The sequence below is a fragment of the Pannonibacter sp. SL95 genome (assembly GCF_026672425.1).
Taxonomy (GTDB): Bacteria; Pseudomonadota; Alphaproteobacteria; order Rhizobiales; family Stappiaceae; genus Pannonibacter.
In genome coordinates, this window is the sequence record NZ_JAPPRC010000003.1 from 537933 (window position 1) to 561455 (window position 23523).

The 23523-nt window shown below is 66.1% G+C and carries 18 protein-coding genes; 9 read left to right on the plus strand and 9 right to left on the minus strand.

From position 1 onward, the window contains the following. Positions 1 to 67 precede the first annotated feature (67 nt). Both OVA12_RS03065 and OVA12_RS03070 read left to right on the plus strand, forming a co-directional pair. A complete protein-coding gene (locus tag OVA12_RS03065) occupies positions 68 to 397 on the plus strand; it encodes an NHLP leader peptide family natural product precursor (RefSeq protein WP_268134384.1) in 330 nt (109 codons plus the stop codon). A gap of 96 nt (positions 398 to 493) precedes the next feature. After that, positions 494 to 826 (plus strand): NHLP leader peptide family natural product precursor, encoded by a 333-nt coding sequence (locus tag OVA12_RS03070; RefSeq protein ID WP_268134386.1) that lies wholly within the window; start codon positions 494 to 496, stop codon positions 824 to 826. 383 nt (positions 827 to 1209) lie between these two features. Here OVA12_RS03070 and OVA12_RS03075 read toward each other — a convergent pair whose 3' ends face one another. From OVA12_RS03075 to OVA12_RS03100, 6 genes are read right to left on the minus strand one after another with little or no spacing between them, the layout of a single operon-like run. Next, a complete protein-coding gene (locus OVA12_RS03075) occupies positions 1210 to 2670 on the minus strand; it encodes a chemotaxis protein CheW (RefSeq protein ID WP_268134388.1) in 1461 nt (486 codons plus the stop codon). A gap of 3 nt (positions 2671 to 2673) precedes the next feature. Continuing rightward, a complete protein-coding gene (locus tag OVA12_RS03080) occupies positions 2674 to 4395 on the minus strand; it encodes a response regulator (protein WP_268134390.1) in 1722 nt (573 codons plus the stop codon). Beyond that, positions 4392 to 4886 (minus strand): hypothetical protein, encoded by a 495-nt coding sequence (locus OVA12_RS03085; protein ID WP_268134392.1) that lies wholly within the window; start codon positions 4884 to 4886, stop codon positions 4392 to 4394. Before OVA12_RS03085 ends, OVA12_RS03080 begins: the two co-directional genes overlap by 4 nt. Further along, the gene (locus tag OVA12_RS03090; RefSeq protein ID WP_268134394.1) at positions 4883 to 7366 is read right to left on the minus strand and encodes a chemotaxis protein CheA; all 2484 of its coding nucleotides are present in this window, start codon (positions 7364 to 7366) and stop codon (positions 4883 to 4885) included. The genes OVA12_RS03085 and OVA12_RS03090 overlap by 4 nt, the downstream gene beginning before the upstream one ends. After that, a complete protein-coding gene (locus tag OVA12_RS03095; RefSeq protein ID WP_268134396.1) occupies positions 7353 to 7838 on the minus strand; it encodes a hypothetical protein in 486 nt (161 codons plus the stop codon). The genes OVA12_RS03090 and OVA12_RS03095 overlap by 14 nt, the downstream gene beginning before the upstream one ends. Positions 7839 to 7858: 20 nt before the next feature. After that, positions 7859 to 9781, minus strand: coding sequence for a methyl-accepting chemotaxis protein (locus OVA12_RS03100; RefSeq protein WP_268134398.1), 1923 nt, complete (start codon positions 9779 to 9781; stop codon positions 7859 to 7861). 221 nt (positions 9782 to 10002) lie between these two features. Between OVA12_RS03100 and OVA12_RS03105 the strand changes: the two genes are divergently transcribed. Next, positions 10003 to 10194 carry a DUF3307 domain-containing protein gene (locus OVA12_RS03105; RefSeq protein ID WP_268134400.1) on the plus strand — a complete coding sequence of 64 codons (192 nt, stop codon included), beginning with the start codon at positions 10003 to 10005 and terminating at the stop codon, positions 10192 to 10194. 169 nt (positions 10195 to 10363) lie between these two features. Here the strand turns inward: OVA12_RS03105 and OVA12_RS03110 are convergent, their stop codons facing one another. From OVA12_RS03110 to OVA12_RS03120, 3 genes are read right to left on the minus strand one after another with little or no spacing between them, the layout of a single operon-like run. Further along, entirely contained in the window at positions 10364 to 11386 is a 1023-nt protein-coding gene (locus OVA12_RS03110) for a chemotaxis protein CheB (protein ID WP_268134402.1), read from the minus strand. After that, positions 11383 to 12165 carry a CheR family methyltransferase gene (locus tag OVA12_RS03115; protein ID WP_268134404.1) on the minus strand — a complete coding sequence of 261 codons (783 nt, stop codon included), beginning with the start codon at positions 12163 to 12165 and terminating at the stop codon, positions 11383 to 11385. The genes OVA12_RS03110 and OVA12_RS03115 overlap by 4 nt, the downstream gene beginning before the upstream one ends. A gap of 10 nt (positions 12166 to 12175) precedes the next feature. Further along, a complete protein-coding gene (locus tag OVA12_RS03120) occupies positions 12176 to 13162 on the minus strand; it encodes a hypothetical protein (protein ID WP_268134406.1) in 987 nt (328 codons plus the stop codon). A 548-nt stretch (positions 13163 to 13710) separates the two neighbouring features. On the opposite strand from OVA12_RS03120, the gene OVA12_RS03125 reads away from it, so the two are divergent. The 6 genes from OVA12_RS03125 (at position 13711) to OVA12_RS03150 (ending at position 23521) form a co-directional block, all read left to right on the plus strand. Then, a complete protein-coding gene (locus OVA12_RS03125) occupies positions 13711 to 15282 on the plus strand; it encodes an efflux transporter outer membrane subunit (protein ID WP_268134408.1) in 1572 nt (523 codons plus the stop codon). Between the two features lie 18 nt (positions 15283 to 15300). Next, positions 15301 to 16623, plus strand: a complete 1323-nt coding sequence (locus OVA12_RS03130) for an NHLP bacteriocin system secretion protein (protein WP_268134410.1) — start codon at positions 15301 to 15303, stop codon at positions 16621 to 16623. Between the two features lie 7 nt (positions 16624 to 16630). Beyond that, entirely contained in the window at positions 16631 to 18817 is a 2187-nt protein-coding gene (locus OVA12_RS03135; RefSeq protein WP_268134412.1) for an NHLP family bacteriocin export ABC transporter peptidase/permease/ATPase subunit, read from the plus strand. A 12-nt stretch (positions 18818 to 18829) separates the two neighbouring features. Further along, positions 18830 to 21124 (plus strand): NHLP bacteriocin export ABC transporter permease/ATPase subunit, encoded by a 2295-nt coding sequence (locus OVA12_RS03140; RefSeq protein WP_268134414.1) that lies wholly within the window; start codon positions 18830 to 18832, stop codon positions 21122 to 21124. A 22-nt stretch (positions 21125 to 21146) separates the two neighbouring features. Further along, positions 21147 to 21671 carry a cyclic nucleotide-binding domain-containing protein gene (locus OVA12_RS03145; protein ID WP_268134416.1) on the plus strand — a complete coding sequence of 175 codons (525 nt, stop codon included), beginning with the start codon at positions 21147 to 21149 and terminating at the stop codon, positions 21669 to 21671. A gap of 119 nt (positions 21672 to 21790) precedes the next feature. After that, on the plus strand, positions 21791 to 23521 hold the full coding sequence (locus tag OVA12_RS03150; protein WP_268134418.1) for an ABC transporter ATP-binding protein: 1731 nt from the start codon (positions 21791 to 21793) through the stop codon (positions 23519 to 23521). Positions 23522 to 23523 lie beyond the last annotated feature (2 nt).

The window sequence follows — 23523 nt, forward strand, 5'->3', positions numbered from 1 at the left end:
GCTGTCACCAGGTCTCAATTCGCGTCAGCCGTTTGAAGCTGGCGCGTCTTTTGGGAGGGATGTTGCAATGACCGACTTGATCCAGACGATCGGAAAGGCCCGTGACCACATTCAGACTGCGGTCCTGCAGCGGGCTGCGGCAGATGCGGGCTTCCGCGCCTTGCTTCTCACCAACCCGCATGCTGCGCTCAGGGATCTGTTCGGGAATGACCCTGTCCCGTCCTTGACGATCCGCGTTGTCGAAGAGGCGGCTGGCGAGGCTGTGCTCGTACTGCCGCGCCAGATCTCTCAGGATGAGCTGCCCGACGAGCTGCTGGATCTTGCAGCCGGCGGAAATGCGCGCGAGTGCTGGGACCGTCTGAACTACTGGCTCTACAAGAACAAGCCGTTTGGATAGGGCCCGCAGGACAGGGGGCATTGCCGGGTCACCGCGATTGAGCCCTGGCGGTTTCCCTGATTTCATTTTGACGTTTTCCTGTTCAAGGACATTGCCATGACTGACTTTATTCAGACGATGAACACGGCCCGCGCCCACATCCAGACCGCGCTGCTGGAACGGGCTGCGGCAGATGCGGCCTTTCGTGATCTGCTGAAAAACAATCCGCATGCCGCCCTGCGCGAGCTGTTCGGATCAGACCCGGTTCCGTCGGTGAGAATCACCGTCGTCGAGGAAGCTGCCGGCGAGGTGACCCTGGTGCTGCCGCGCCAGATCGCCGAAGACGAGCTGCCGGATGATCTGCTGGACTATGCTGCTGGCGGGGCATTCAAGGGCTGCAAGGGCGACGGCTGGACCATCCAGAAGGTAGAGCTGCCGGGCGTTCGCTGATCCTCGACCGGTGATTGGCGGGCAAGCTCGGAGTGGTCCGGGACAACGGATGCCCGCAGCTCCTTTGAGCCTGTGATCTGGTCGGATCTTTCCGCACGCACCGCTCCCCCCTCGAGGGGGAGATGCCCCCGTAAGGGGGCAGAGGGGGCGGCGGTTGAGACAGCACTGGCGCTGGATCTGTCGATGCGCCGATACTCCCCTCTGTCTGCTGGCGCAGACATCTCCCCCTCAAGGGGGGAGAGGGGTGCTGCGGCAAGATCGCGGCTCGTCACACGTCAGCACAGGGCGCCAGCGTCCAAGCCTGAAGCCAAGGCGCTGAGATGCTGGTGCATCACGCCTAGAAAATGCTCGAGCCCCGGAGTGATCCGGGGTTTTTTGTTGGGTCAGTGGATGCGGCGGGGCAGGAGGCGGTCGAGGGTGAGGACGGCCATCAGCCGGTCACGGACGCGGGCGACCGCATGGACCGGCAATCCGCTCTGCTCGGCAACCTCGTCGAGGTCCTCTGCGGGAACGTCTTCGATGCGCAGGACCTGGTCCACGGCAAGACCGGCGGTGGAGCCTTCCAGCTGCAACAGGACGCAGGGCGGTGTGTCGTCTGGTGAGGGCTGGCCGGTGAGCCGCCGCCGCAAATCCAGAACCGGAACCACCTTGTCGCCCGCGTCAGCCAGGCCATCGAAGCCGTTGCCGCCATCCGGCAGGGGCGAGAGGCGCACGGTGGACAGGATGCTGTCGACGCGGTCGAGGTCGATGGCGAAGAACTCGTCCCGGATGCGCAAGGTGAGGAACCGGTAGCCGGGCCGGGCGGCAGCAGCGGCTCGGGCTGCGGCAACATCCGGCATGGGCATCTGTGCCACGCCGTCGTGCTTGCCTTGGGGCGTCAGACGCTCGACATCGGCCAGACGTTCTCCGACGAGCGCCAGCGGTTCGATGATTGCCAGGATCCGGTCGTCGACGACGGCATAGCGGCTGATCCCGGCAATGGCGTCATCGGTGGAGAAGATCTCGTCGGGACTCAGGGACAGGAGCCCCGGGGCGCGGTCTGCCAGAAGCGCGAAGGCGCGGCCCGTGGCAGGGTCCAGGATACGCAGGGCGATGCTGTCGGCGGTCGTTGCGACGGCGACGTGATTTGCCGGGGTGTCCGGCGACAGGAGGACGTCGGCGCGCACCACCAGCAGCGGCGTTTCCTGATGCTGCATCAGGCCTGCAACCCAGGCCGGGGCGGCGGGCATGGGGCGCAGGTCAACCGGTTCAAGAACTTCTGAAATGATCGCCGTGGGCAGGGCAAAGCGGTCTGCGCCGATGTCGATCAGGAGATGGGCGATACGGTCCACCGCCGTGTCCTCTGTCCTCTCCTCCAGATCGGCAAGACCGACCGGATCGGCCGGAACAAGGGCGCCATCTTCGATGAGGCCTTCGGCATCCATCCGCGTGTCCGTGGCAAGGCGCACGTAGTCGAGCACGAGCCAGTCTTCGCCGCGCGCGCTGAGGCGCTGGGCCAGGAAAGCCGTCGCCTTCTCCGGTTCAGCTGGCGTTTGCACGGCCGCTGCATCCACCGCGACCATCGCGACGACATGGTCGACTTCCAGCGCCCGGACGTCGTCGCCATTGGCGAGGATGACGAGCGAGGTGGCACTGGCCGTCGAGCGGGCGGGCAGGCCGAGCAGGCCGGCGAGGTCCATCAGCGGCATCACCCGGTCCTGCACGAAGACCAGCCCCTGCACATGGCGCGGGCAGAAGGGCAGCGGCGTGACCGGCGCCGGCTCGTTGACCGACAGGACGAGATCCAGTGGCAGGGCCAGCCGGGTGCCAGACAGGGTGGCGAGGAGATACTCGATGTGCTCCACCGGTCATTTCTCCTTCAGGGACCAGACGCCATCCCAGGGCATGGCGAAGGTTTCCGGATCCCGCGCCAGCGCACGGCACCGGGTCAGCAGCGTTGCACTGGCAAGGTCCTGGGGTGCCAGTTCCAGCGCACGGCCAAAGGCGGCTTCGGCCATGGCGAAGGAGCCGATGCGGTAGGCGCTGAAGCCGGTTGCGTGGGCGTCGAGCCAGTTGGCCTCGCTGGCTGCCGGGGCTTCGACGAAGATCTCGTGCACCTCCGTCGGCCGGTCCTGCCCCTTGACGCGCACGACATCGACGAGGCGCATCGGGACGGGGCGGCTGAGCCGGGAAACGGTCTCGCCGCAGGCGAGGATGGAGGCACCGTAGGTCTTGGTGATGCCTTCGAGACGGGACGAGAGGTTCGCCGCATCCCCGATGACGGTGTAGTTCATGCGGTCCGGCGAACCGATGTTACCGGCCAGAACCGTGCCCGTGGCAAGGCCAATGCCGATGCGCAGGGGCTCCGGCAGACCATCGCGGCGGCGTTCGTTGACAAGATCCAGCGCCCGCAGCATGACGCGGGCTGCCTCGACGGCCCGGTCAGCGTCGCCGCCGGTCGGTTGCGGCACGCCGAAGAGGGCCATGATCGCGTCGCCGATGTACTTGTCGATGACGCCGCCCTGATCGCGCAGCACATCGGCCATGAACGAGAAATAGTCGTTCAGCAGCCGGACGGTTCCCTGTGGTCCGAGCGCTTCGGCGAGCGAAGTGAAATTGCGGATGTCGGAGAACAGGATGGTCGCTGGCAGCATCGCCCCGGCGAGGGCATCCGGACCCTGGTCCATCATGATGCGGGCGACGGGATTGGACTGGGTGCGGGCAAGCACCGTTTCGAGGTCCTTCTGGCGCGAGATGTCCTCAAAGGAGACGACAAGCGACTCAGAGGGGGGCGCGAACAGCCGGGCGTTGAGGCGCAGCGGGATCCAGTCGCCGCCCGGCGTTGCAAATTCGCAGTCCAGTGCATCAAGAGGCTGGCGGGTGGTCTGGACGGTGGCGAGGTCTTCGGCGAGATCCTCGTTGTAGTCGGCAAAGACCGAGCGCAGCGGCAGGCCTTTCGGCAGGGCCTCCATGCGCAGGATGGTGTGGGCGGCGCGGTTTGCGGCGACAAGACGCGATGCGCTGTCAAACACGAGCACGCCGCTGCCAAGGGCCTCGATGAGATCGAGGGCGGAGGGTGCGACGTCAGCCGTGCCGCTGGCCGCAGGCGGGACTGCTGGTGCATCGGTCCCGGCGGCATCGACGAGGACGGCGGGCAGGCCGAGGACGCGGCGGGCGGTGGTGACGATCTCCGAGGCGCGCTGCTGCTTCAGGTCGAGACTGACAGCGCCGGACGGCTTGGCGATGATGGCAGCGGCGCCCAGGCGCAGGGCCTCGAGCCGCTCGGCGGAATCGGCAGCGCCCACCAGCGACGACAGGATGATCACCGGGCAGGGCGAGCGCAGGCTAAGACGGCGCAGGGTTTCCAGCCCGGACATTTCCGGCATCTCGATGTCGAGGAGGATGAGGTCCGGGTTGAGCTTGCGCACCTGTTGCAGGGCGATCTTGCCGTTCTCTGCTTCGCCGGCAATTTCGAGCATGGGATCGCTGGCGATGATCTCGCTGACGAGGCGGCGGATGATGAAACTGTCGTCGACAACGAGGATGCGGCGGCGCATGACGCCGGCGGCCGGGGCGGGCAGATCGATCATTCCAGTTCCTCCCGCAGCGGCGAAGGATCGACAGCGGCCGCGCGCAGGTGACGCAACAGGGTGAAAGGCGGGATCACAGGTTCGGCACGCAGGACACAGACGGGGGTATCGCTTGCCGGGTCGACAATCACGCCGGACAGCCAGCGACGCAGAGCGCCAAGTGCAGGCGGCAAGGACAGAACCTCGGTTGCGCCGTGATCCTCGATCCGTTCTACCCGGTCGACAAGGCAAAGCCAGCCAGACTTTTCGTCTGGAGACGCCATGCGCAGGCCGGTCGGATCCGGGCCGGCAACGTTGCCGAGGCCGAGCAGGCGGGCGGCATCGACGACCAGGCGGCTGTGCCCGGTCTTGCCCTGTAGCCGCGGCGTCTTGCCTGCCAGCGGCAGGACGGAACCGGACAGGCCACGGACGGATTGCACGGCCTCACGCGGGACCAGAACCGGCGTTCCGGCCAGATGAACGCGCAGATAGGCGGTCAGCGTCTGCGTCATGGCCGCGGGTTCCCGGCGCTGCGCAGGCCGCGGTTGACCGCCCGGGCGGCAAGGTCAAACAGCTTGTCCGGATCGAGCACCAGGACGATGCGGTCGGCACCCAGAATGGAGATGCCGCCGACGCCCGGCAGTTCGGCGACGCGCAGATGCGTTTCACGGATGAGCAGCTCGGCACGGCGCAGGATGCGGCGGGTGCGGAAGCCGACGCGGCGGCCCTTCCAGGAGCAGATGACCACGGACAGATCGGCACCGGCATCGTCCTCGGGCGCAGGCAGCCGCATCAGCTCGCAGATGTCGAACAGCGGCAAGAAGCGGCCGCGCAGCAGCAGCGACGGCTGGCCGTTGACGGACTGGACGCTGGCGGCCGGGAACACGGCGGTTTCGGCGACCATCGTTTCGGGGAAGCCGATGGTCTGCCGGCCGGTGTCGGCCAGAAGCATAGGGCGGATCGCGGCCGAGAGCGGCATGTCGAGGCGGAAGGTGGTGCCCTTGCCGGCCTCTGTCTCGATGTCGATGCGCCCGCCGAGACGGGTGACGTTGACCAGCACCACATCCATGCCGACGCCGCGCCCGGAGACGGTGCTGGCCTCGCTGCGGGTGGAGAAGCCGGGTGTGAAGATGAAGCGGGCGATTTCCGCGTCGCTCATCCGGGCCAGATCCTCGACACTCGCCAGGCGCTGCGCGACAGCCTTCTCGCCGACACGGGCGATGTCGATGCCGCGTCCATCGTCGCTGACGGTGAGTACAAGGCGGTTGCCGTGCTGCTCTGCCGTCAGGCTGAGGCGCGCGGTGGCCGGCTTTCCGGCAGCAGCGCGTGACTCGGGGGCTTCGATGCCATGATCGATCGAATTGCGGATCATGTGCATCAAGGGATCGAGGAGCATGTCGGCCATGCCCTTGTCGATCTTGATCGTACCGGCGCTCTGCTCGAAACGGACGGACTTGCCGAGTTCCCGCGCGGCCTCGCGGACCATGCGCGGGAAGCGGGCGATGATGTTCTCGAACGGGATGACCCGCAGACCCAGCGTGCTTTCGTGGATGAGACTGATGAAGTGGCTGACTTCGGCTTCCAGCGTCAGGAAGTCGCGCCGGTCGGCCATCAGGGCCTCGACCTCGGGCAGCATCTCGGGTGCGCGGGAGGACGTGTAGTCGTAGAGACGGCGCAGGGCCTCGCCGGAGCGGCTTTCGCTGGCCAGAACGTTCAGACGGCTGCCGAGCGTGAAGAAAGACCCGATGCGGCCGAAGAGGCGGTCGAGCACTTCGACCGGAACACGAACCTGCGTTTCCTCGACCGCTGCCATCCGTGACGGGGCTGGCGCATCGCCGAAATGGGCCGGGGCGGTGGTGCCGTCGAGCCAGGTCACGGACCAGGCCGACATGTCCGGCCCGTTGACCGGATCGATCCCGGGCAATGCAGTGCCTTGACCGGCTGCCTCAAGGCCTTCCGGCATGTCTGCGCTGGTCACTGCAACGAGCAGGGCGAGGTAAGGGCGGCTGTCGACGGTGAGGCTGCGCGAGGCAACGAGGCCAGGCAGGGCCGTGACAAGGGACCTGAGCGCTTCCGGCTCCGGCATCGGCAGGACGACTTCCGCCAGACGCGCGGCAGGATCGGACGAAAAGCGCTCCAGCGCTGTGCCGGCAACGGCCGGGAGATGCAGCGGCGAGACTTTCCAGTAGGCGAGCCGGCTGATGAGGGCGGCGGGCAGGGCGGTGTCGCTGGTGAGGTCCAGTGGGGTCCCGGCGTCGCTCTCAAGGCCAAGCGACATGCTGACTTCTGCCCAGCCGGTTTCGGTTCCCGTCAGTGCTTCCAGCGTGCGGGCCTGGGCCACGATGCCGGACAGGATCGGTGCGGCCTGGTCAAGCGCAGCCTGGGCGAGAAAGCGGGCACACCGTTCCAGCCCGGCAAGGCCGGTCTTGCGAGCCGCGTGGGCGAGAACATCTGCCGCCTCGTGCAGGCCTGCCTCGTCCTGGCCGGACAGGGCCTCCGACAGTTCCGACAGGAGTTCTGCCAGCAGCTCGGCAAAGGCCCGTCCCATATCGCGTTCCAGCCCAAGGGCATCGCGTGAGGCCGGAATGCTCGCCTCAAGGCCTGTGGCCTGGGTGGGGCCACTGACCGAGAGCGCCTCGAGCTGTGCGGACAGGCCATCGGGTACGGCGAAGCTGGCGAGGTCGCCCGTTGCCTGCGCCGAGCGGATCGCATCGACCAGACGCAACATCGCGTCGATGATGTCGGGCGTCAGATCGCGTGTGCCATTGCGGACCGGATAGAGGCAGGCCTCCGCCAGATGCGTGACCTGTTCCAGGCTGGCAATGCCGGCGACCCGGGCAAGACCCTTGATCGAGTGGAAGGCCCGGAACAACACGTCCACATCGGCGCGCGAGACGGCCGCCGTTTCGCTGGCCACAAGAATGGGCTCGATCACGCCGAGATGCTCGCCCGCCTCGGTGAGAAGATCGGCGGAAAAATCAGCTCCGGCCATGCGCGTTCTCCACGGGCGGGCGCGCAAGGGGCATCCTGCGGGCAGGGTCGCGCGCGAGGCGCTGGAGAGCGGAAAGAAGTGCTTCGCCTTCGGGGCCGGCCAGCGCGATGTCCGCCGTGCCGCACGCCTTGGGACGAACAAGGCTGGCACCCCGGCTACGGCACAGATCAGAGGTGCGCAGGTCGGCACTGACATGAAGACCAATGACGGCGACGGGGGCCGGCTGGATCAGAACCGCCGACCCGACGAGCCGCGCAATATCCGTGACGCTGTCAGCGTCGATCAGCACAACATCCGCCGTCAGGCTTCTCAGGCCAGTCAGCACATCGGCGCTGCCCGTCACGGTGACACGGGCCTGCGGATCAGCGAGCAGAAGGGCGCGGATGGACAGCGCCAGTCCTGCGTCATCGCTGACGAGGGTCAGGTGCCAGTCATCCGCATCGTGCTGCGTGCTGTCCTCATGCGTGGCCATCGGTTCGTCTTTCCGCTGCCTCAAGCCATCTTGAAGGCGTCGATCCGCTGACGGGTCTCGTCGGCCAGACGCGCCAGCTGGACCATGGTCGCGGTGATTTCCTCCGCGGCGGCCGAGTTTGACGTGGCGATGGACTTCAGTTCGCTGACCGTGCCGTCGATCTGGGTGATCGAGGCGCGCTGCTGCTCGATCGCCGCAACCGAGGCGTGGATCATCTGGGTGGTCTGGCGTGCCTCGCCCGAGATGCCCACGATGGCTGCGCGAACGGTATCGGCCGCCTGCTTGCCTGCGAGGCTGTCCTCGCTGGCCTGCTCGACGATCTCGGCGATCTGGTTGGCATTCTGGCCGGCGCTTTCGGCCAGCTTGCCGACCTCCTGTGCTACCACGACGAAGCCCTTGCCGTGTTCCCCGGCGCGGGCTGCCTCGATGGCCGCGTTGAGCGAGAGGATGTGCGTGCGGTTGGCGATCTGGGCAATCACCTGGGTGATCTGGTTCACCTTTCGGCTGTTCTGCGCGATGCGGTCGACCAGCGCTCCCATTGCCTCAACCGAGGCGAGACCTTTTTCGACCAGACCTGTCGCGTTATCCGCCTTTTCACTGGCAAGTCTTGTGTTGTCGGAGACCTCGCGAATGGCGAGCATTGCTTCCTTCACCGCTGTCGCGACCTGGGCCAGCGATGAATTCTGTACGCGGGCACCGTCCGCCACTTGCGACACGGCCATGCTGGCCTCGCCAACGGACAGAGCGGTGCTGCGGGCCTTCTCGCCGAAGTCGCGGAACGAGGAATGCGAGACGTCCAGCAGTCGGTTGACCTGCTCGCCGATGTCGCGCAGGAAGCCGGTCTTGCCCTCAAGGCTCACGCGCAGGGTAAGGTCACCTGCCGCAGCCTTCGAGATGACCTCGCCGATCTCGCGGGTGGTTTCCTCCGCCTTCAGCATGGCCGCAATCTGGTCGGCGTTCTGCTTGAACACGTCCACTGCAGTGGCCATCTGGCCGATCTCGTTGGTGGAGCCGAGGCCAGGAATGGTGACATTGCCATCACCCTGGGCGAGGCGCGTCATGGCATGCGTCATCTGCTTCAACGGCGAGATAATGCCGCGGGCGATGACGACGGCGATGAAGAGGCCGAACAGGATGCCGCCGCCGGCAAGCATGGCGAGCAGCTGCTGCACTTCTGCCGTCTGGGAGGCGACAGTCGTGCTCAGGCGGGTGATTTCAGTCTGCAGGCGTTCGCGGAATGTTGCAATCTTGTCGAGGATGCCACGCTCGTCCGCGCTGACGACATCTGCGCCGCCAAGGCCTGCGTCCTTCAGGAACAGTGTGAGGGCTGCTTCAAGATCAACCGCAGACTGGCGAGCCGCGCGTTCTGCAGGGGACGTGCCTCCTGATGCTGCGGCCAGCGCGGAACGAGCTGCCTCGACGGTCGCGACCGACAGGGTGCTGGAGGCCAGTGTCGTTGCATCAAGCGCCCGCAGCAGGTCTGAGCTGGTTGCCGGGTCTGCCTTCAGGGCCTTGACCGCGTTCGCAAGCGCTGCGCCGTCTTGCTGCAGCTTCAAACGCTGCTGCATCAGCCCGCGGGCGCGCTGGCGGTAGGTCGTCAGCCCGTCGCGGATTTCGGCGACCAGCGCGGCTTCAGAGTGCCCCTCCAGCAGAACTGCCGTCGAGGTGAGTGCCTCGTCGATCTGCCGCGACTGCACTTCGGTGCGGTCGAAGTCTGAGGACCGGCCATAGGTCAGCACGGCATTGGTGCGCAGGCGGAAGCCGGTAAAATCGCGATCCGCAAGGAACATCTGTCCGACGGCACGGTAGAAGCGGTCCATCTCGGAGGAGAGCTGCGCAAGGTCGCGCACCGAGGTGTATCCGACGCTGGACAGCAGGGCGAGGAGAACAAGCAAGACGGCGGCGAGGCCGTAGATGCGGGTCGACAGGGTAATGTTCTTCAAGTTGACCCCCGGAGGAAGGCTGTGACGCCCCGTGGCGTGCACGAAAATTTGCAGACGTGACAGGTCTTTAGCTTCCGCGCGCGCGCGGGCGGCTGTTCCACCCGAAATGTTTCAGCTTTGGGGCTGGATGACGGTGTCGGGTTTGTGCGAAGCTAACCGCGAATTGTTTACAAAAACGTTCTTGTTTCAATGCTTTGCGGTGGGTTGGGGAAATCGTGACAGTGCCGGACTTTATTCCCGCCGGGCTCCTGAGTGTCCTGTTTCTTGCATTTCTCGCCAAGCACTTCGTCGCCGATTTCCTGTTCCAGACCCACTGGATGGCCATCGGCAAGGAGGGGCGCGATCACTGGATTGCTCCCCTCGCCGTTCATGCGGGGATCCATGGGCTTCTGACAAGCTTGATCGCGGCCTGATTTGCGCCGGACCTGTTTTGGCTGGGGGCTGTCGATTTCGTCATTCATTTTGCGATCGACCGGGCCAAGGCGGAGGTGGTGCGACGCAGCGGAGCGACGCCGGCGAAGGCATCATTCTGGTGGCTGCTGGGCCTCGACCAGACCCTACATCACCTGACGCACTTCGGTTTCATTCTCGTCCTGGCCGGAGCGAGCACAGGCGCATGAACGAGGGGGGCGGCTGCGAAGGATCAAGCCGCACCGCGGCCGGCACACGCTCAAGCGCCGCGCCGGGCATTCCCGGCACCACGCAGGTTGCGGGCTCCTGAACGTAGACCGGGCTTCCAGCTGCGGCGAGCGCAAGTGCGCCACGCGCGCCGTCCTCGCCCATGCCGCTGAGTACGAGCGCCATCGCCGGAATGTTTGCCTCTGCTGCGGATTGCATCAGGCGATCTGCGTTGGGATGAAACGGGCTGGGCGTCAACGCCGAGGGGCGAACGGCAACGGCCCCGGCAGGCGTGCGGACGAGTTCATAATCCTGACCACCGCGCAGAACGTGAATGCCGCCGGCTTCAATCCGGGTCTGGCTGGAGACTTCGGACACCTTGCGGCCGCTGACATCCGACAGATGTGCGGCAAAGGCAGCTGTGCCGTCTGCCGGCATATGCTGGGCGATCACCCAGGGCAGGGCGTCGGGCGGGGCGGTTTTCAGCAACTGCGCCAGCGCGCCGGGGCCACCGGTGCTGCTGGCGACCAGCAGGCATTGCGGATCCGCCAGAGGGCCGTGATTGCGTCCCGTCTGCGCTGCCAATGGCATTGATGGGCCAGTGTCCTCAGCGACAGATGCAGGCGGCCGCGCGCCGAGATGATCCGGCCGGGCGTGGGCGGCAAGGGCCTGGCTGACAAGTCCGGGCAAGTCCCTTGCCCAGGTGCCGACTGGCGGACCGGCCATCGCTGTGTCTCGAGGAAGGCGGATCAGCCGAGGGCCGAGGCGCTGCAGGGCATTTCCGAGCGGCCCTGACTGTGGTTCCGCGCCCGCCAGCGCGTCATCAAGAACGACCAGCCCGGCAAAGCGATCCGCCAGTTCCTGCATGAGGTCCGCCTGCGACCGGCAGTCGCGCAGGGCGGCCGAGGGGAAGGCATCGGAGAGGATGCGGCGGAGCGCGGAACGTTCGAATGCGCCAGCCGCCGCTATCAGGATGGGACGTTTCACGGCTTCGCTGCGGCCGTGTCCGCCGGTGCAACGGGCGCGGCTGTCCGGCGCCAGAACACGGCGCTGGCCGTTTCCACCGGCTCGAACAGGCCCGTCTCGCGCATGGTCTCAGAGGCTCCCAGAACCAGAATGCTGCCTGGCCGCATTGCCCGGGCGATGTTGGCGAGGGCTTTGCGGACGGCGTCTTCGGTGAAGTAGATCAGCATGTTGCGGCAAAACACAAGGTCGGCTGAGCCCCCCAGCTCCGACGACAGCATCGGGTCCAGCACATTGTGCACGCAAAATCTTGTCATGTTGCGCAGCATTTGCGGCGCATCCCAGGCTTCGCCACTGCTGTGCGGAAAGGCGGGGCGGGCGAAATCGGGGATCTCGCGGAAGCTGCCCATGGCCTCGAGCCGGGTGTAATGGCCTCGCGCGGCTGCGCAAATCGCGCTTGGGCTGATGTCCGTGCCGATCACGCGGGACGACGTGCGGCCTTCGCTGGCGAGCAGGAAGGCAAGCGACCACGCCTCTTCTCCCGTCGCGCAGCCACAGCTCCAGACCCGCAAGGCCGCCGCGGACAATCCCGGATCTTCGCGCAACATGCTGCGCAGCATCGACCATTGACCGGCATGACGGAAGAACGAGGTTTCCTGGACCAGCAGTCGCTCGATCAGATCCGTGGGTACATGGTCAAAAGGCAGAGTGTGGTGTGTGTCGATACGCGGACGGATGTAGGACGGGGCGATGCCGGTGTGACGCGACAGGAATTCGATCAGGGAAGGGGTACCCACACTCATGGGCGGCAGCCTAACCAAGACCCAGCACGAAGGCCATGTGATCTGCGAACCAGATGTCGGCGGATTGTTGCAAGGCGGGCAGAGGTTCGATCTCGCGACCGCCTTTCGCCTTCAATCGCACAAAGCCGCAGGCTTCTGCCTGTTCCATCAGGAGACGCGCGTGGGTGCGTGAAACGCCCGTGTGATTGGACAGGGTTTCGAAGGGCAGGCTGATCCGGTTGTCCTGCGCCTGGTTCGCCTCCGCCAGAAGCAGAAGGAACGTCAGGTAGCCGCCATCCCGTGCCGCCAGGCTCTGGATCTCGGGATGCGCGGCGCGCAGGGCGAAGAAGGCATCGAGATGCGGCGCGAGTGCGCGGTGCCAGGTGCGATGGCCCGCGCCTGCCGAGGCGAGATCACGGCTGGACCACGCCGGAGCCTGCGGGTCAAAGCCAGCTGAGCCGGCTTCGGCGGTTCCAATCCGGCTGCGACAGAGGACGTGACGCAGGCCGTTTCCCGGCTCCTGCAGATCGCGGAAGGCTGTCAGCGGCTGCGCCAGCGCTTCGACGAGGATGGCATCAGAGCCCCAGAGGCGCGCGGTCGGGATAAGCAGCGTGACGCGCATGTCTTCCTCGGCCTTGCGCCGTTCTAGGAAGCCGTAGCGCTCCAGAATGGCGACAAGCGCCTCGATCCGGTTGCGGCTGGCCAGCTCAGATCCGCTGAGCCGCGTCTGCAGCCGGCCGAGCGTCAGCCAGGTCGCCCGCTCCTCGGCCTGCTGGCAGGCGGCAAGGTGAAGGAGCGTCTGGATCGTGATGTAACGGCCTTCCTCGAGCAGTAGGCGGCCAAGGAGATAGTCGCCGCGAAACAGCTGGATCAGGTTGTTGATCACGGCGTTGCGGACGTCGGCAAACGCTGGATGGGCAAGGATCTGCCCGCGTGACACGAAGGCACCATTGGCAACGCCTGTGTCTTGCGCAAGGAGGCTGTAGCCGGCAATGGCCGGGTCAGCATCCGTGTTCAAGCTGTGTGGTCGTTGGACCTGGGCGTTCATGCGTGTCCTTCGTTCCGGCAGCGCTGGCCGCTGGAGCGGCAAAGCACGCGTCCCGTAACGGTAATGAAGCCGCGGGGAAGGCCGGTGATCTGTCGTGTGAACCTGTTTCAGGCTTCGATCAAGCCATGACCATTCTTATCACGGCCTTGCGCCCCATAAAGATGTGAACCTTCAATGGCTGTTGATGTGGGCTGTGCAGACTGTGTCTTCATGCCTGAGAATTTCGTAAAATTCTAATAAATGAAACATCGAGGTTCAGGACTGCTTGCCGCTGGAGTTGTTGGTTGTGCTCAAGGTTGCAGCATTTGTCTTTTGCAACACGGATTTTTATCTTTATCACTGCTTTCTGCTCAGATTTTTGGTGCGTGTTGCGGGACGGGTGCCGGCTTGCTGGGCTATAGGCAGGTATTCACCGCTCTGGCGAAAATGGGGTGTATCCGGGTGTGGCTGATCTTCGGATGGTAGTGAGTAACGAGGGGCGGCAGGTGTGCCGAGTAGCGCGGGCGACAGTTCTGTTCATGGATCGAGTGTCAAATGCCCTGCCAGGCAGAGGCAGGCGCTGCCTCACTGTTGTGCTGTTGGCCGGCGTCCTGTCGGGTTGCGCTGCCATGGGCGAGGCGCTGACGCCGCAGGATGGGGCGGACGTCGCCATGCCCGGTCAGTTTGCCTATGCTGCTGAAGCTGCCGGGTCATCGGGTTTGCGCAAGGCGCAGGGCGCACATGACACAGCCGAGCAGTTCTGGGCCGGTTTCCGGTCAGACGACCTCAGCAGTCTGATCCGCCGCGCGGAGCTGGGTAGCCGGGACATCACCGTGGCGATTGCGCGCCTGCGACAGGCTGAGGCGGGGGCGGACGAAGCCTTCGGCGGGTTGCTGCCGAGCGGCGGTCTTGGCGGCACCCAGACCACATTCAAGGCATCGGCAAACACGGCGGGCTTGCCAGCCGGCGTCAACATGCCGGTGCGCCAGCAGCGCAAGGTCGGTCTCAACGCCAGCTGGGAGCTGGACTTCTGGGGCAAGGCCAGCTCGAACTTCGAGGCCGCCAGCAACCGCGCCGACGCGGCGGCCTTTGCCGTTGCCGCGACCCGGCTGGCGGTGACCTCTGAAACGGCCTTGTCCTATGTCCAGATCCTGTCTCTGCGCGACCGGCTGGCGCTGGGGCGCGAGAACCTGACCCTGGCGCGCAAGGTGCAGGACAACGTCAAGGCACGGGTCGAGGCGGGATCCGCCACGCAGATCATGCTGGCGCAGCAGGAAACGGTTGTCTTGCAGCAGGAGGCCACGGTGTTGCGCCTGCAGCGGACCCTGGCGCAGGAAGAGGTGACGCTTGGCCTGTTGATCGGGGCAACGCCCGGCGAGGTCAGGATCACGCGCGGCAGCCTCGGCAAGCTCGCGATCCCGAAGCTCGGGGTGGGAGCGCCGGCTGATCTTCTGCGGCGCCGGCCTGACGTGCGGCAGGCAGAAGAGCTGGTCGCGGCTTCGGCGAACAATGTCGCCAGCGCCCGGGCGGCGATGCTGCCGAGCCTGACGCTGTCGTTGCAGAAGGGCTTCGAAAGCCTGACCACGGGGGCCCTGTTCTCCGGCGCGGCCGGTGTCTTTTCGGTGGCCGGACAACTGACGCAGCCGATCTTCGACGCGCCGCGCCTTCTGGCACAGCTTGAGGGGACGCAGGCGCGGCGGCAGGAGCTGATCGCCACCTATCAGCAGGCGGTGATGACCTCGCTGTCCGATGTTGAGAAGGCGCTGATTGCCTATGGCGGACTGGCCCGGGAGGAGAAGGTCGCCGGACGGGCCACCGCAGCTGCGCGCCGCGCGTATGAACTGACGCTTGAACAGCTGGATGCAGGGCAAGTGGACATGACCACCGTGCTCAACACCCAGCGCGACTATTTCACCGCTGTCGACAGCCTGCAGCAGGTGCGTCTGGCGCGGTTCCAGTCCGCGATCGCACTCTATCGTGCGCTCGGTGGCGGCTGGACCGACGAGGACGTCGCCAGACTGATTGCCGAACGTGAGGCCATCGACGCGGCGGCCGCGCCCGCCAGCAAGACGGTGGCCATTGCCCCTGGATCTGCCGGGGCGGTGAATTGACCTTTCGAAAGACCGTAGATGTCGACTGACGCCAACGCCTCCAGCTCCTCCGCACCCGCATCGCAGCCGCCGGTCGAAAACCAGGCGGCCCGCCTGTTCCGCAAGTCCGCGCTCGACCGGTTGTCCTCGCCCGAGCAGCTGGACCAGTTGATCCGGCTCACCCGGCCGCGCGACTGGGTGGCAACGCTCGTCGTTCTGCTCTTGATCGGGCTCGCGGTGGCGTGGTCCTTCCTCGGCCGGGTGCCGGAGCGGGTGAAGGGGTCAGGCATCCTGATCACGTCTGGCGGCCGTGTTGTCGATGCCGTGGCAACGGGTGAGGGAACGCTGGCGGAAATCCTGGTGCCGGTCGGCGGGCGTGTGACGCAGGGCGAGGTAGTTGCCCGTGTGATCCAGCCCGGCTTGCGCCAGCAGCTGGAGAACATCCGGGCGGTGGTTGCCGAGCGCAGCGGCCAGCTGGAAACCCTTCGGGGCCAGATCGACGAAGGCAGCCGGGCGACGAAAGACACGCTGGAAGCCCGCGCGAAGATGCTCGACCTGCGGGTCAAGGACGCGCAGGAGCGGGTGTCGGTCCTGGAAAAGCAGGCAGCGCAGGATGCCTCGCTGTTTGATCGCCGTCTCATCACCTGGCAGCAGCTCAACGAGACGCGTCAGGCCCTGGCGCAGGCGCGCCAGACCGAGCTCGAGGCACGCAGCCAGATCTCGCAGCTGGAAAGCGAGGACATCACCCAGCGCAATGCCAATCTGCGCGATATCCGCAGCGCCGAGGAGCGGCTGGCTGACGCGCGCCGCCAGATGGCTGAAGTCGAGATCCAGCTGCGCCAGCAGGAGACCATCGTGAGCCCTGCCTCCGGCCGGGTGACGGAATGGAAGGCCATTCCAGGCACGCGCATCGCGCCGGGACAGCCGCTGATCAGCATCGAGAGCGGGGCGACCGGGCTGGAGCTTCTGCTGTATCTGCCACCCAACGACGGCAAGCGGGTCAAGCCCGGCATGAGTGTGCAGATTGCCCCCTCCACCGTGCGCCGCGAGGAATACGGGATGATGGAAGGTCAGGTCAGCGACGTGTCGGACTTCCCGTCAACGGCGCAGGCGATGCAGGCGGTGCTGCGCAATGATCAGCTGGTCCAGAGCTTCTCGGAAAAGGGGGCGCCTTATGCCGCGCGCATTGCCCTGACGCGGGATCCGGCAACGCCGAGCGGCTTTGCCTGGTCGGGCGGGTCCGGGCCGTCGCAGCAGTTCACCAGCGGGTCGCTGGCCGCTGCCGAGGTGACCGTGGCCTGGCGCCGGCCGATCAGCTACGTCATTCCCTGGCTGCGCAAGCTGACGGGTCTGGCCGGGTGAGCGCGTCATGAGCGAGCAGAAAACCCCGATCAAGCCGCAGCATCGCCGGCGCAAGCAGACCCCGTCCATCCTGCAGATGGAAGCGGTGGAATGCGGCGCGGCGAGCCTTGCGATGATCCTGGCGCATTATGGCGCGTGGATCCCGCTGGAGGAACTGCGCATTGCCTGCGGCGTCTCGCGCGACGGCTCCAAGGCCAGCAACGTGCTGAAGGCCGCCCGCCGTTACGGGATGACCGCCAAGGGCTATCGCAAGGAACCGGAAGGGCTGGTTGACCTGCCCTGGCCGGCGATCCTGCACTGGAACTTCAACCACTATGTGGTGTTCGAGGGCATGAACGCGACACATGCCTTCATCAATGACCCGGCGACCGGCCCGCGCATGATCACGCGCGAGGAGCTGTCGGAAGCCTTCACCGGTGTGGTGCTGACCTTCGAGCGGACGCCGGAATTCCGCCGCACGGCCAAGCCTGCCGGTCTTCTTGCTGCCTTCCGCAGCCGGGTGGCCAATTCCAAGAAGGGGCTGGGGCTGATTGCCCTGCTCAGCCTTGCCATGGTGATCCCGGGCGTTGTCCTGCCGGTCTATGCCAAGCTGTTCGTCGACGGCGTCTTGATGATGCAGCAGGAGCACTGGGTAAAACCGCTGTTCATCGCGCTGGCTGCAACGGCGGTGATCCGGGCTGCGCTGACTCATCTGCGGGCCTCGCTGATCCTGAGGCTGCAGACCAAGCTGACCATCACCGGGGCGAGCGCCTTCATCTGGCGGGTGCTGCACCTGCCGATGGCATTTTTCTCGCAGCGAAGTCCCGGCGAAATTGCCGAGCGCATCGAGGCGAGCGGCCGGGTGGCCGAGGTGATCTCGTCGGACATGGCCAATGCCATCCTGAACTGGGGCACGCTGGTGTTCTTTGCCCTGGTGCTGATCGGCTACGATCCGGCGCTCGGCCTCATGACCGTTGCCCTCGGACTGCCGAACCTGTTCGTGCTGCGCCTTGTGCAGAAGCGGCTGCGGCAGGATTCGATCCGGCTGTCGGTGGAGCAGGGCAAGCTCGGCGGGGCGACTGTCGGGATCATCTACAACATCGAGACCATCAAGGCGTCGGGGCTGGAAACCAGCTCGTTCGGGCGCTGGGCCGGCATCCATGCGCGCATGCTCAACACATCGCAGGCGCTGGGGGCCAAGTCGATGATCACCTCGCTTGCGCCCACGCTGCTGAGTGGCCTGATCGACGCGGCCATCCTTGGCGTCGGCGCGATGCGGGTGATGCAGGGCGGCCTGACGATCGGCGATCTGGTGGCGTTCCAGCTGCTGGCGGCGAGCTTTACCGCGCCGCTGGTCAGCCTGGTCGAGCTGTCGCCGAAACTCGCCAGCATCCGCGCCGATCTCAACCGGGTGGATGATGCCATGCGCAACCCGCCGGATCCGCTGACCGAACCGCCGGCGGACGGAGGGGCCGGCGGGCCGGTTCTGCTCGGCGGGCAGCTGGAGGTCAACGCGATCCGCTATGGCTACAATCCGCTGGACGAACCGCTGTTTGACGGGATTTCCCTGTTTGCTGCACCGGGCGAGAGGATCGCGCTGGTGGGGCGTTCGGGCTGCGGCAAGTCTTCGCTCGGCCGCATCATCTGCGGCCTTGTCGCGCCGTGGTCCGGCGATGTGCGCATCGACGGCATTCCCCTCAACGATCTGGACCAGTACCGGCGTGCGGCGAACATTGCCTATGTTGACCAGGAGATTTTCCTGTTCGAGGGAACGGTGCGGGAGAACCTCACGCTCTGGAATCCGGATGTGCCGGACAATGTCATCACGCGGGCGCTGGAAGATGCGGCGATCCTTGATGACATCGTGGCACGGCCCGGGGAGCTGGATGCGCATGTCGAGGAAGGCGGGCGCAATTTCTCTGGCGGTCAGCGGCAGCGGCTGGAAATTGCGAGAGCACTGGTTGGCGACCCGGCGGTGCTGATCCTCGACGAGGCGACGGCGGCGCTGGATCCGCAGACGGAAAAGCTGATCGACGACAATCTGCGCCGGCGTGGCTGCACCACCATCATCATCGCGCACAGGCTCAGCACCGTGCGCGACTGCAGCGAGATCATCGTCATGGACACGGGGCGCATCGTCGAGCGCGGGACCCATGACAGCCTGATGGCGGCAGACGGCGACTATGCCGAGCTGATCCGCTCGGGCGGACATTGAGGAGGCGGGACGATGCATGAGACCCGGCCATCCCCGGATGAGAACGGCGCTGACGCCGGCGTTGCGCCTCTTGCACCCTCGGGCGGCGAGGACTGGCGCGAGCGCCGCCGCCGGCGTGGTGAGGCGATCACGACCGACGCGCTGGCTGAACTGGCCGAGCGCGGAGGAGCGGCCGCAAGGGGCAGCGCGCTCGCCCTGACCGGCGGCACCGATCCGCTGAAATCCGCGCTTGTCAGCGTGCTCTCGGCCATGGCCGTGACGCCGCGGCTTGAGGCCTTCGAGATGGCTGCGGAGACCCGTGACGCGGGCGCACGGCTGCAGGCTGTGCTGGCGCGGCACCAGATGATCTCGCGCAGTGTCCTGCTGCGGCCGGGCTGGACGCGCCAGCCGGGACCGCCGATGCTCGGCTATCTCGGGCCGGAACGGCGGCCTGTGGCGCTGATCTGCATCAAGGGGCAGTGGGTGATGCGTGACCGGGGCGTTGCCCGCCCCGTTGCGCGCGACGCCATGGAAGGCAGCGGCGAGGGCGGACTTGCGGCCGATGCGCTGCAGCTCTATCCGGCGCTGCCCTCCCATCCGCTGCGGTTCCGGGACCTGTTCTTCTTCGGATTTGCGACGCTCGGGGCCGACCGGGTGCGTCTGGTGGCCTTGATGCTGGCAGCGGCCTTGCTGGCCATGCTCGTGCCCTATGGCTCCCGCTTCCTGATCAGCAACGCCATTCCCTATGGCGACATCGGGCTGACCGGTGTCATCGTCGGCGGGCTGGTGGCGGCGGCACTGGCGCGAACGGTGTTCGAGGCCGGCAAGGCGCTGACCATGTTGCGGTCGGAACTTGGCTTCGAGGGCCGGCTGCAGCCGGCGCTGCTGCTGCGGCTCCTGCGCATGCCGCCGGCGTTTTTCCGCGCTTTCTCCGTGGGTGACATTACGGACCGTGTGCTGGGTATCCAGAGCGCGCGCCAGGTGATCACCCAGAGCTTTTCGAGCGCCGCGGCGAGCAGCGTCTTCAGCCTGATCAGTCTCATCCCGATCATGACGGTCGACTGGCGGCTGGCGCTGCTGGCGCTGGGACTGGCGCTGGTGCTTGGGGCTGCGAATGGTTTCGTCAGCTACCGGGGCCTGTTGCACGAGCGCCGGCGCCTGACCGAGAAAGGGCGGCTCGACAGCTTCGTCGTGCAGATGCTGATGGGGCTCGGCAAGCTGCGCGCCTCGGCCAGCGAACGCATGGGCTTTGCCCGCTGGGCCAGCCTGTTTTCGCGCAACATCGGCCATACGGTCGCCGCCGGACGCTGGGCGAACTGGCAGGCGACGCTGGATGCCTTGCTGCCGCAACTGGCGACGCTGACCCTTTATGCCACCATCGTCTATCTGATGAAGGCGGATGCGCTGAAAGGGGGCACCGCGCCGGCGTTCTCGCTTGCAGACTTCGTCACCGTGACAACGGCCTTCGCGCAGGTTCTGGGTGCCATCTCGGCGCTGGCGGGAGCGCTGACGCAATCGCTGACGGCCATTCCGCTGATCGAGCGTGCCGAGCCGATCATCTCCGCCGTGCCGGACACCCCGCCGGTCGACAGCCGTCCGGTGACGCTCGCCGGAGCCATCGATATCCGCAACGTGTCGTTCCGCTACAGCGAGATGGCACCACGCGCGCTCAGCGAACTGACGGTGAAGATCAACCGGGGCGAATTCGTTGCCATCGTCGGGGCTTCTGGCTCTGGCAAGTCGACGCTGCTGCGCCTGCTCCTGGGCTTTGACCGGCCGGAGCTGGGCGACATCTTCTATGACGGGCATTCGCTTAACCGGCTCGACCTGTCGGACCTGCGCCGCCAGATCGGCGTGGTGCTGCAGCATGGCCGGATCATGGCCGGCAGCATTCACGCCAACATCGCCGGCGAAAGCGGCCTCGGCCTTGATGAGGCGCTGGAGGCGGCGCGGCTGGTGGGGCTGGACCGGGATATCGAGCAGATGCCGATGGGCATGCATACGGTGTTGCTCGACGGCGGTGGCACCCTGTCCGGCGGACAGCGGCAACGCATCCTGATCGCGCGGGCGCTGGTCAGCAAGCCGGCGATCCTGCTGCTCGACGAGGCCACCAGCGCGCTCGACAACCGTACGCAGGCCATCGTCACCGAGACGCTGGCGAACCTGCCCGTCACGCGCGTCGTCATCGCGCACCGGCTCAGCACCATCGAGAAGGTGGACCGGATTGTCATGCTGGACCGTGGCCGGGTGGTCGAGACCGGATCATTCACGGAGCTGATGCAGGCGAACGGGGCGTTTGCCGCCCATGCCCGCCGGCAGCTCGTCTGAGATTTTTTGAGGGAGTTATTTCATGCGCAAGGTGCTTTACATCCTTGGTCAGCTCGACGATGCGGACATCGCCTGGATGGGGCAGGCCGGCCGGCGGGTGAGCCTCAAGCCGGGCCAGGTGCTGATCGAGGAAGGGCGCGCGACGGCGCATCTGTTCATCGTGCTGGACGGGCAGGTGGATGTGCGCGTCAGCGGCGTCGGCGTGGTGGCGAGCCTGTCGAGCGGCGAGATCCTGGGTGAAATGTCCTTCGTCGACAAAGCGCCGCCCTCGGCAACGGTCGAGGCGGCGCGCGAAACCCGCGTGCTGGCGCTGGAGAAGGCGCTGATCGAGAAGCGCCTCGCCGAGACACCGGCCTTTGCGGCGCGGTTCTACAAGGCTCTGGCTATATTCCTCGCCGACCGCTTGCGCACGACGACGCTGCGCGGCAAGGGCGGCAGCGCGCCGGCCGAGGACGAACTGGACGACATGGTGCTGGACGGAGTGTCCATGGCGGGCCTGCGATTCCAGCAGCTCCTGGAAATGCTGGACCGGCCGGAGGCTGTGTAGGCCGGGCTGCGGCGCAAAGGCCACAGCCTTGCCGAAACATCGCAAAAACGACATCCGGCGCGGGACAGGGGCAGGTGGCAAGCCTAGAATGATCACCTTGCCGCAAGCGCGTGGGTCCCATGCTTTCCAGATTTTTTGCCTATTACGCTCCCTATCGGGGGCTGTTTCTTCTCGACTTTGGCTGTGCCGTTGTTGCGGGGCTGCTGGAGCTGGCCTTCCCGATTGCGGTGACGATGTTTGTCGACCAGCTGCTGCCGCAGCAGAGCGTCTCGCTGATCCTGCTGGCCGGGGCGGGGCTGTTTGTCATGTATCTCGTGACCGGCGGTCTCAATGCGGTGGTGGTCTATTGGGGGCACATGCTCGGGATCAACATCGAGACCGACATGCGGCGGGTGGCCTTCGAGCACCTGCAGAAACTGTCGTTCCGCTTCTATGACAACCACAAGACCGGCCATTTGATCGCGCGGATCACCAAGGATCTGGAAGAGATCGGCGAGGTGGCGCATCACGGGCCGGAAGACCTGTTCATCGCGGTGATGACCTTCCTCGGTGCCTTCGTGCTGATGCTCTGGGTGAATGTGCATCTGGCGCTGATGACCGGGCTCATCGTGCCGCTGGTGATGTGGGTGACGAGCCGCTACGGCGGGCAGATGACGCAGAACTGGCGCCGCATCTATGGCCGCATCGGCGACTTCAACGTGCGCATCGAGGAGAATGTCGGCGGCATGCGCGCGGTGCAGGCCTTTGCCAACGAGGCGCATGAAAAGCGCCTGTTCGAGGCGGACAACCAGAAGTACCGCAGCACCAAGCTCGATGCCTACAAGATCATGGCCGCCTCGACGACGCTCAGCTACATGAGCATGCGCATCGTGCAGCTTCTTGTCATGCTGGCGGGCAGCTATCTGGTGCTGCGCGGCGAGCTGACCTATGGCGGCTTCGTCGGCTTCCTGCTGCTGGTCAATGTGTTCTTCCGGCCGATCGAGAAGATCAATTCGGTGATTGAGACCTATCCGAAGGGCATCGCCGGGTTCCGCCGCTATCTCGACCTGATCGGCACCGCTCCGGACATCACCGATGCCCCGACGGCCCGTGTCGCCCCGCCGCTGAAGGGCGACATCCGTTTCGAGGATGTCTCGTTCGGCTATTCCGGCGCCAATTCCGGCGAAAGGGCGGTGCTCAGCCATGTGAACCTGGAGATCCGTGCCGGACAGACCATCGCCTTTGTCGGGCCGTCGGGGGCCGGCAAGACAACGCTGTTGTCCTTGCTGCCGCGCTTCTATGAGCCGACACAGGGGGCCATCCTTGTCGATGGCACGGACATCCGCGACTACACCATGACGTCCCTGCGCAGCCAGATTGGCATCGTGCAGCAGGACGTGTTCCTGTTCGGCGGCTCGATCCGCGAGAACATCGCCTATGGGCGGCTCGGGGCGAGCGAGCACGAGATCTGGGATGCGGCCCGGCGGGCGCATCTGGCGGACCTCATCACCTCGATGCCGGACGGGCTCGACACGATCATCGGCGAGCGCGGGGTGAAGCTCTCCGGCGGCCAGAAGCAGCGCCTGTCGATCGCACGGATCTTCCTCAAGAACCCGCCGATCCTGATCCTGGACGAGGCGACCTCGGCGCTGGACAGCCAGACGGAACGGGAGATCCAGCGTTCCCTCGCCAGCCTGTCGCATGGGCGCACGACGCTGGTGATCGCCCACCGGCTCGCCACCATCCGCAACGCCGACCGCATCGTCGTGGTGGCCGAGGGCGGCATCGCCGAGAGCGGCACCCATGCCGAGCTGGTGGCACGCGGCGGCCTCTATGCCGACCTGCACGCGGCCCAGACGCTGGACGCGTGAAG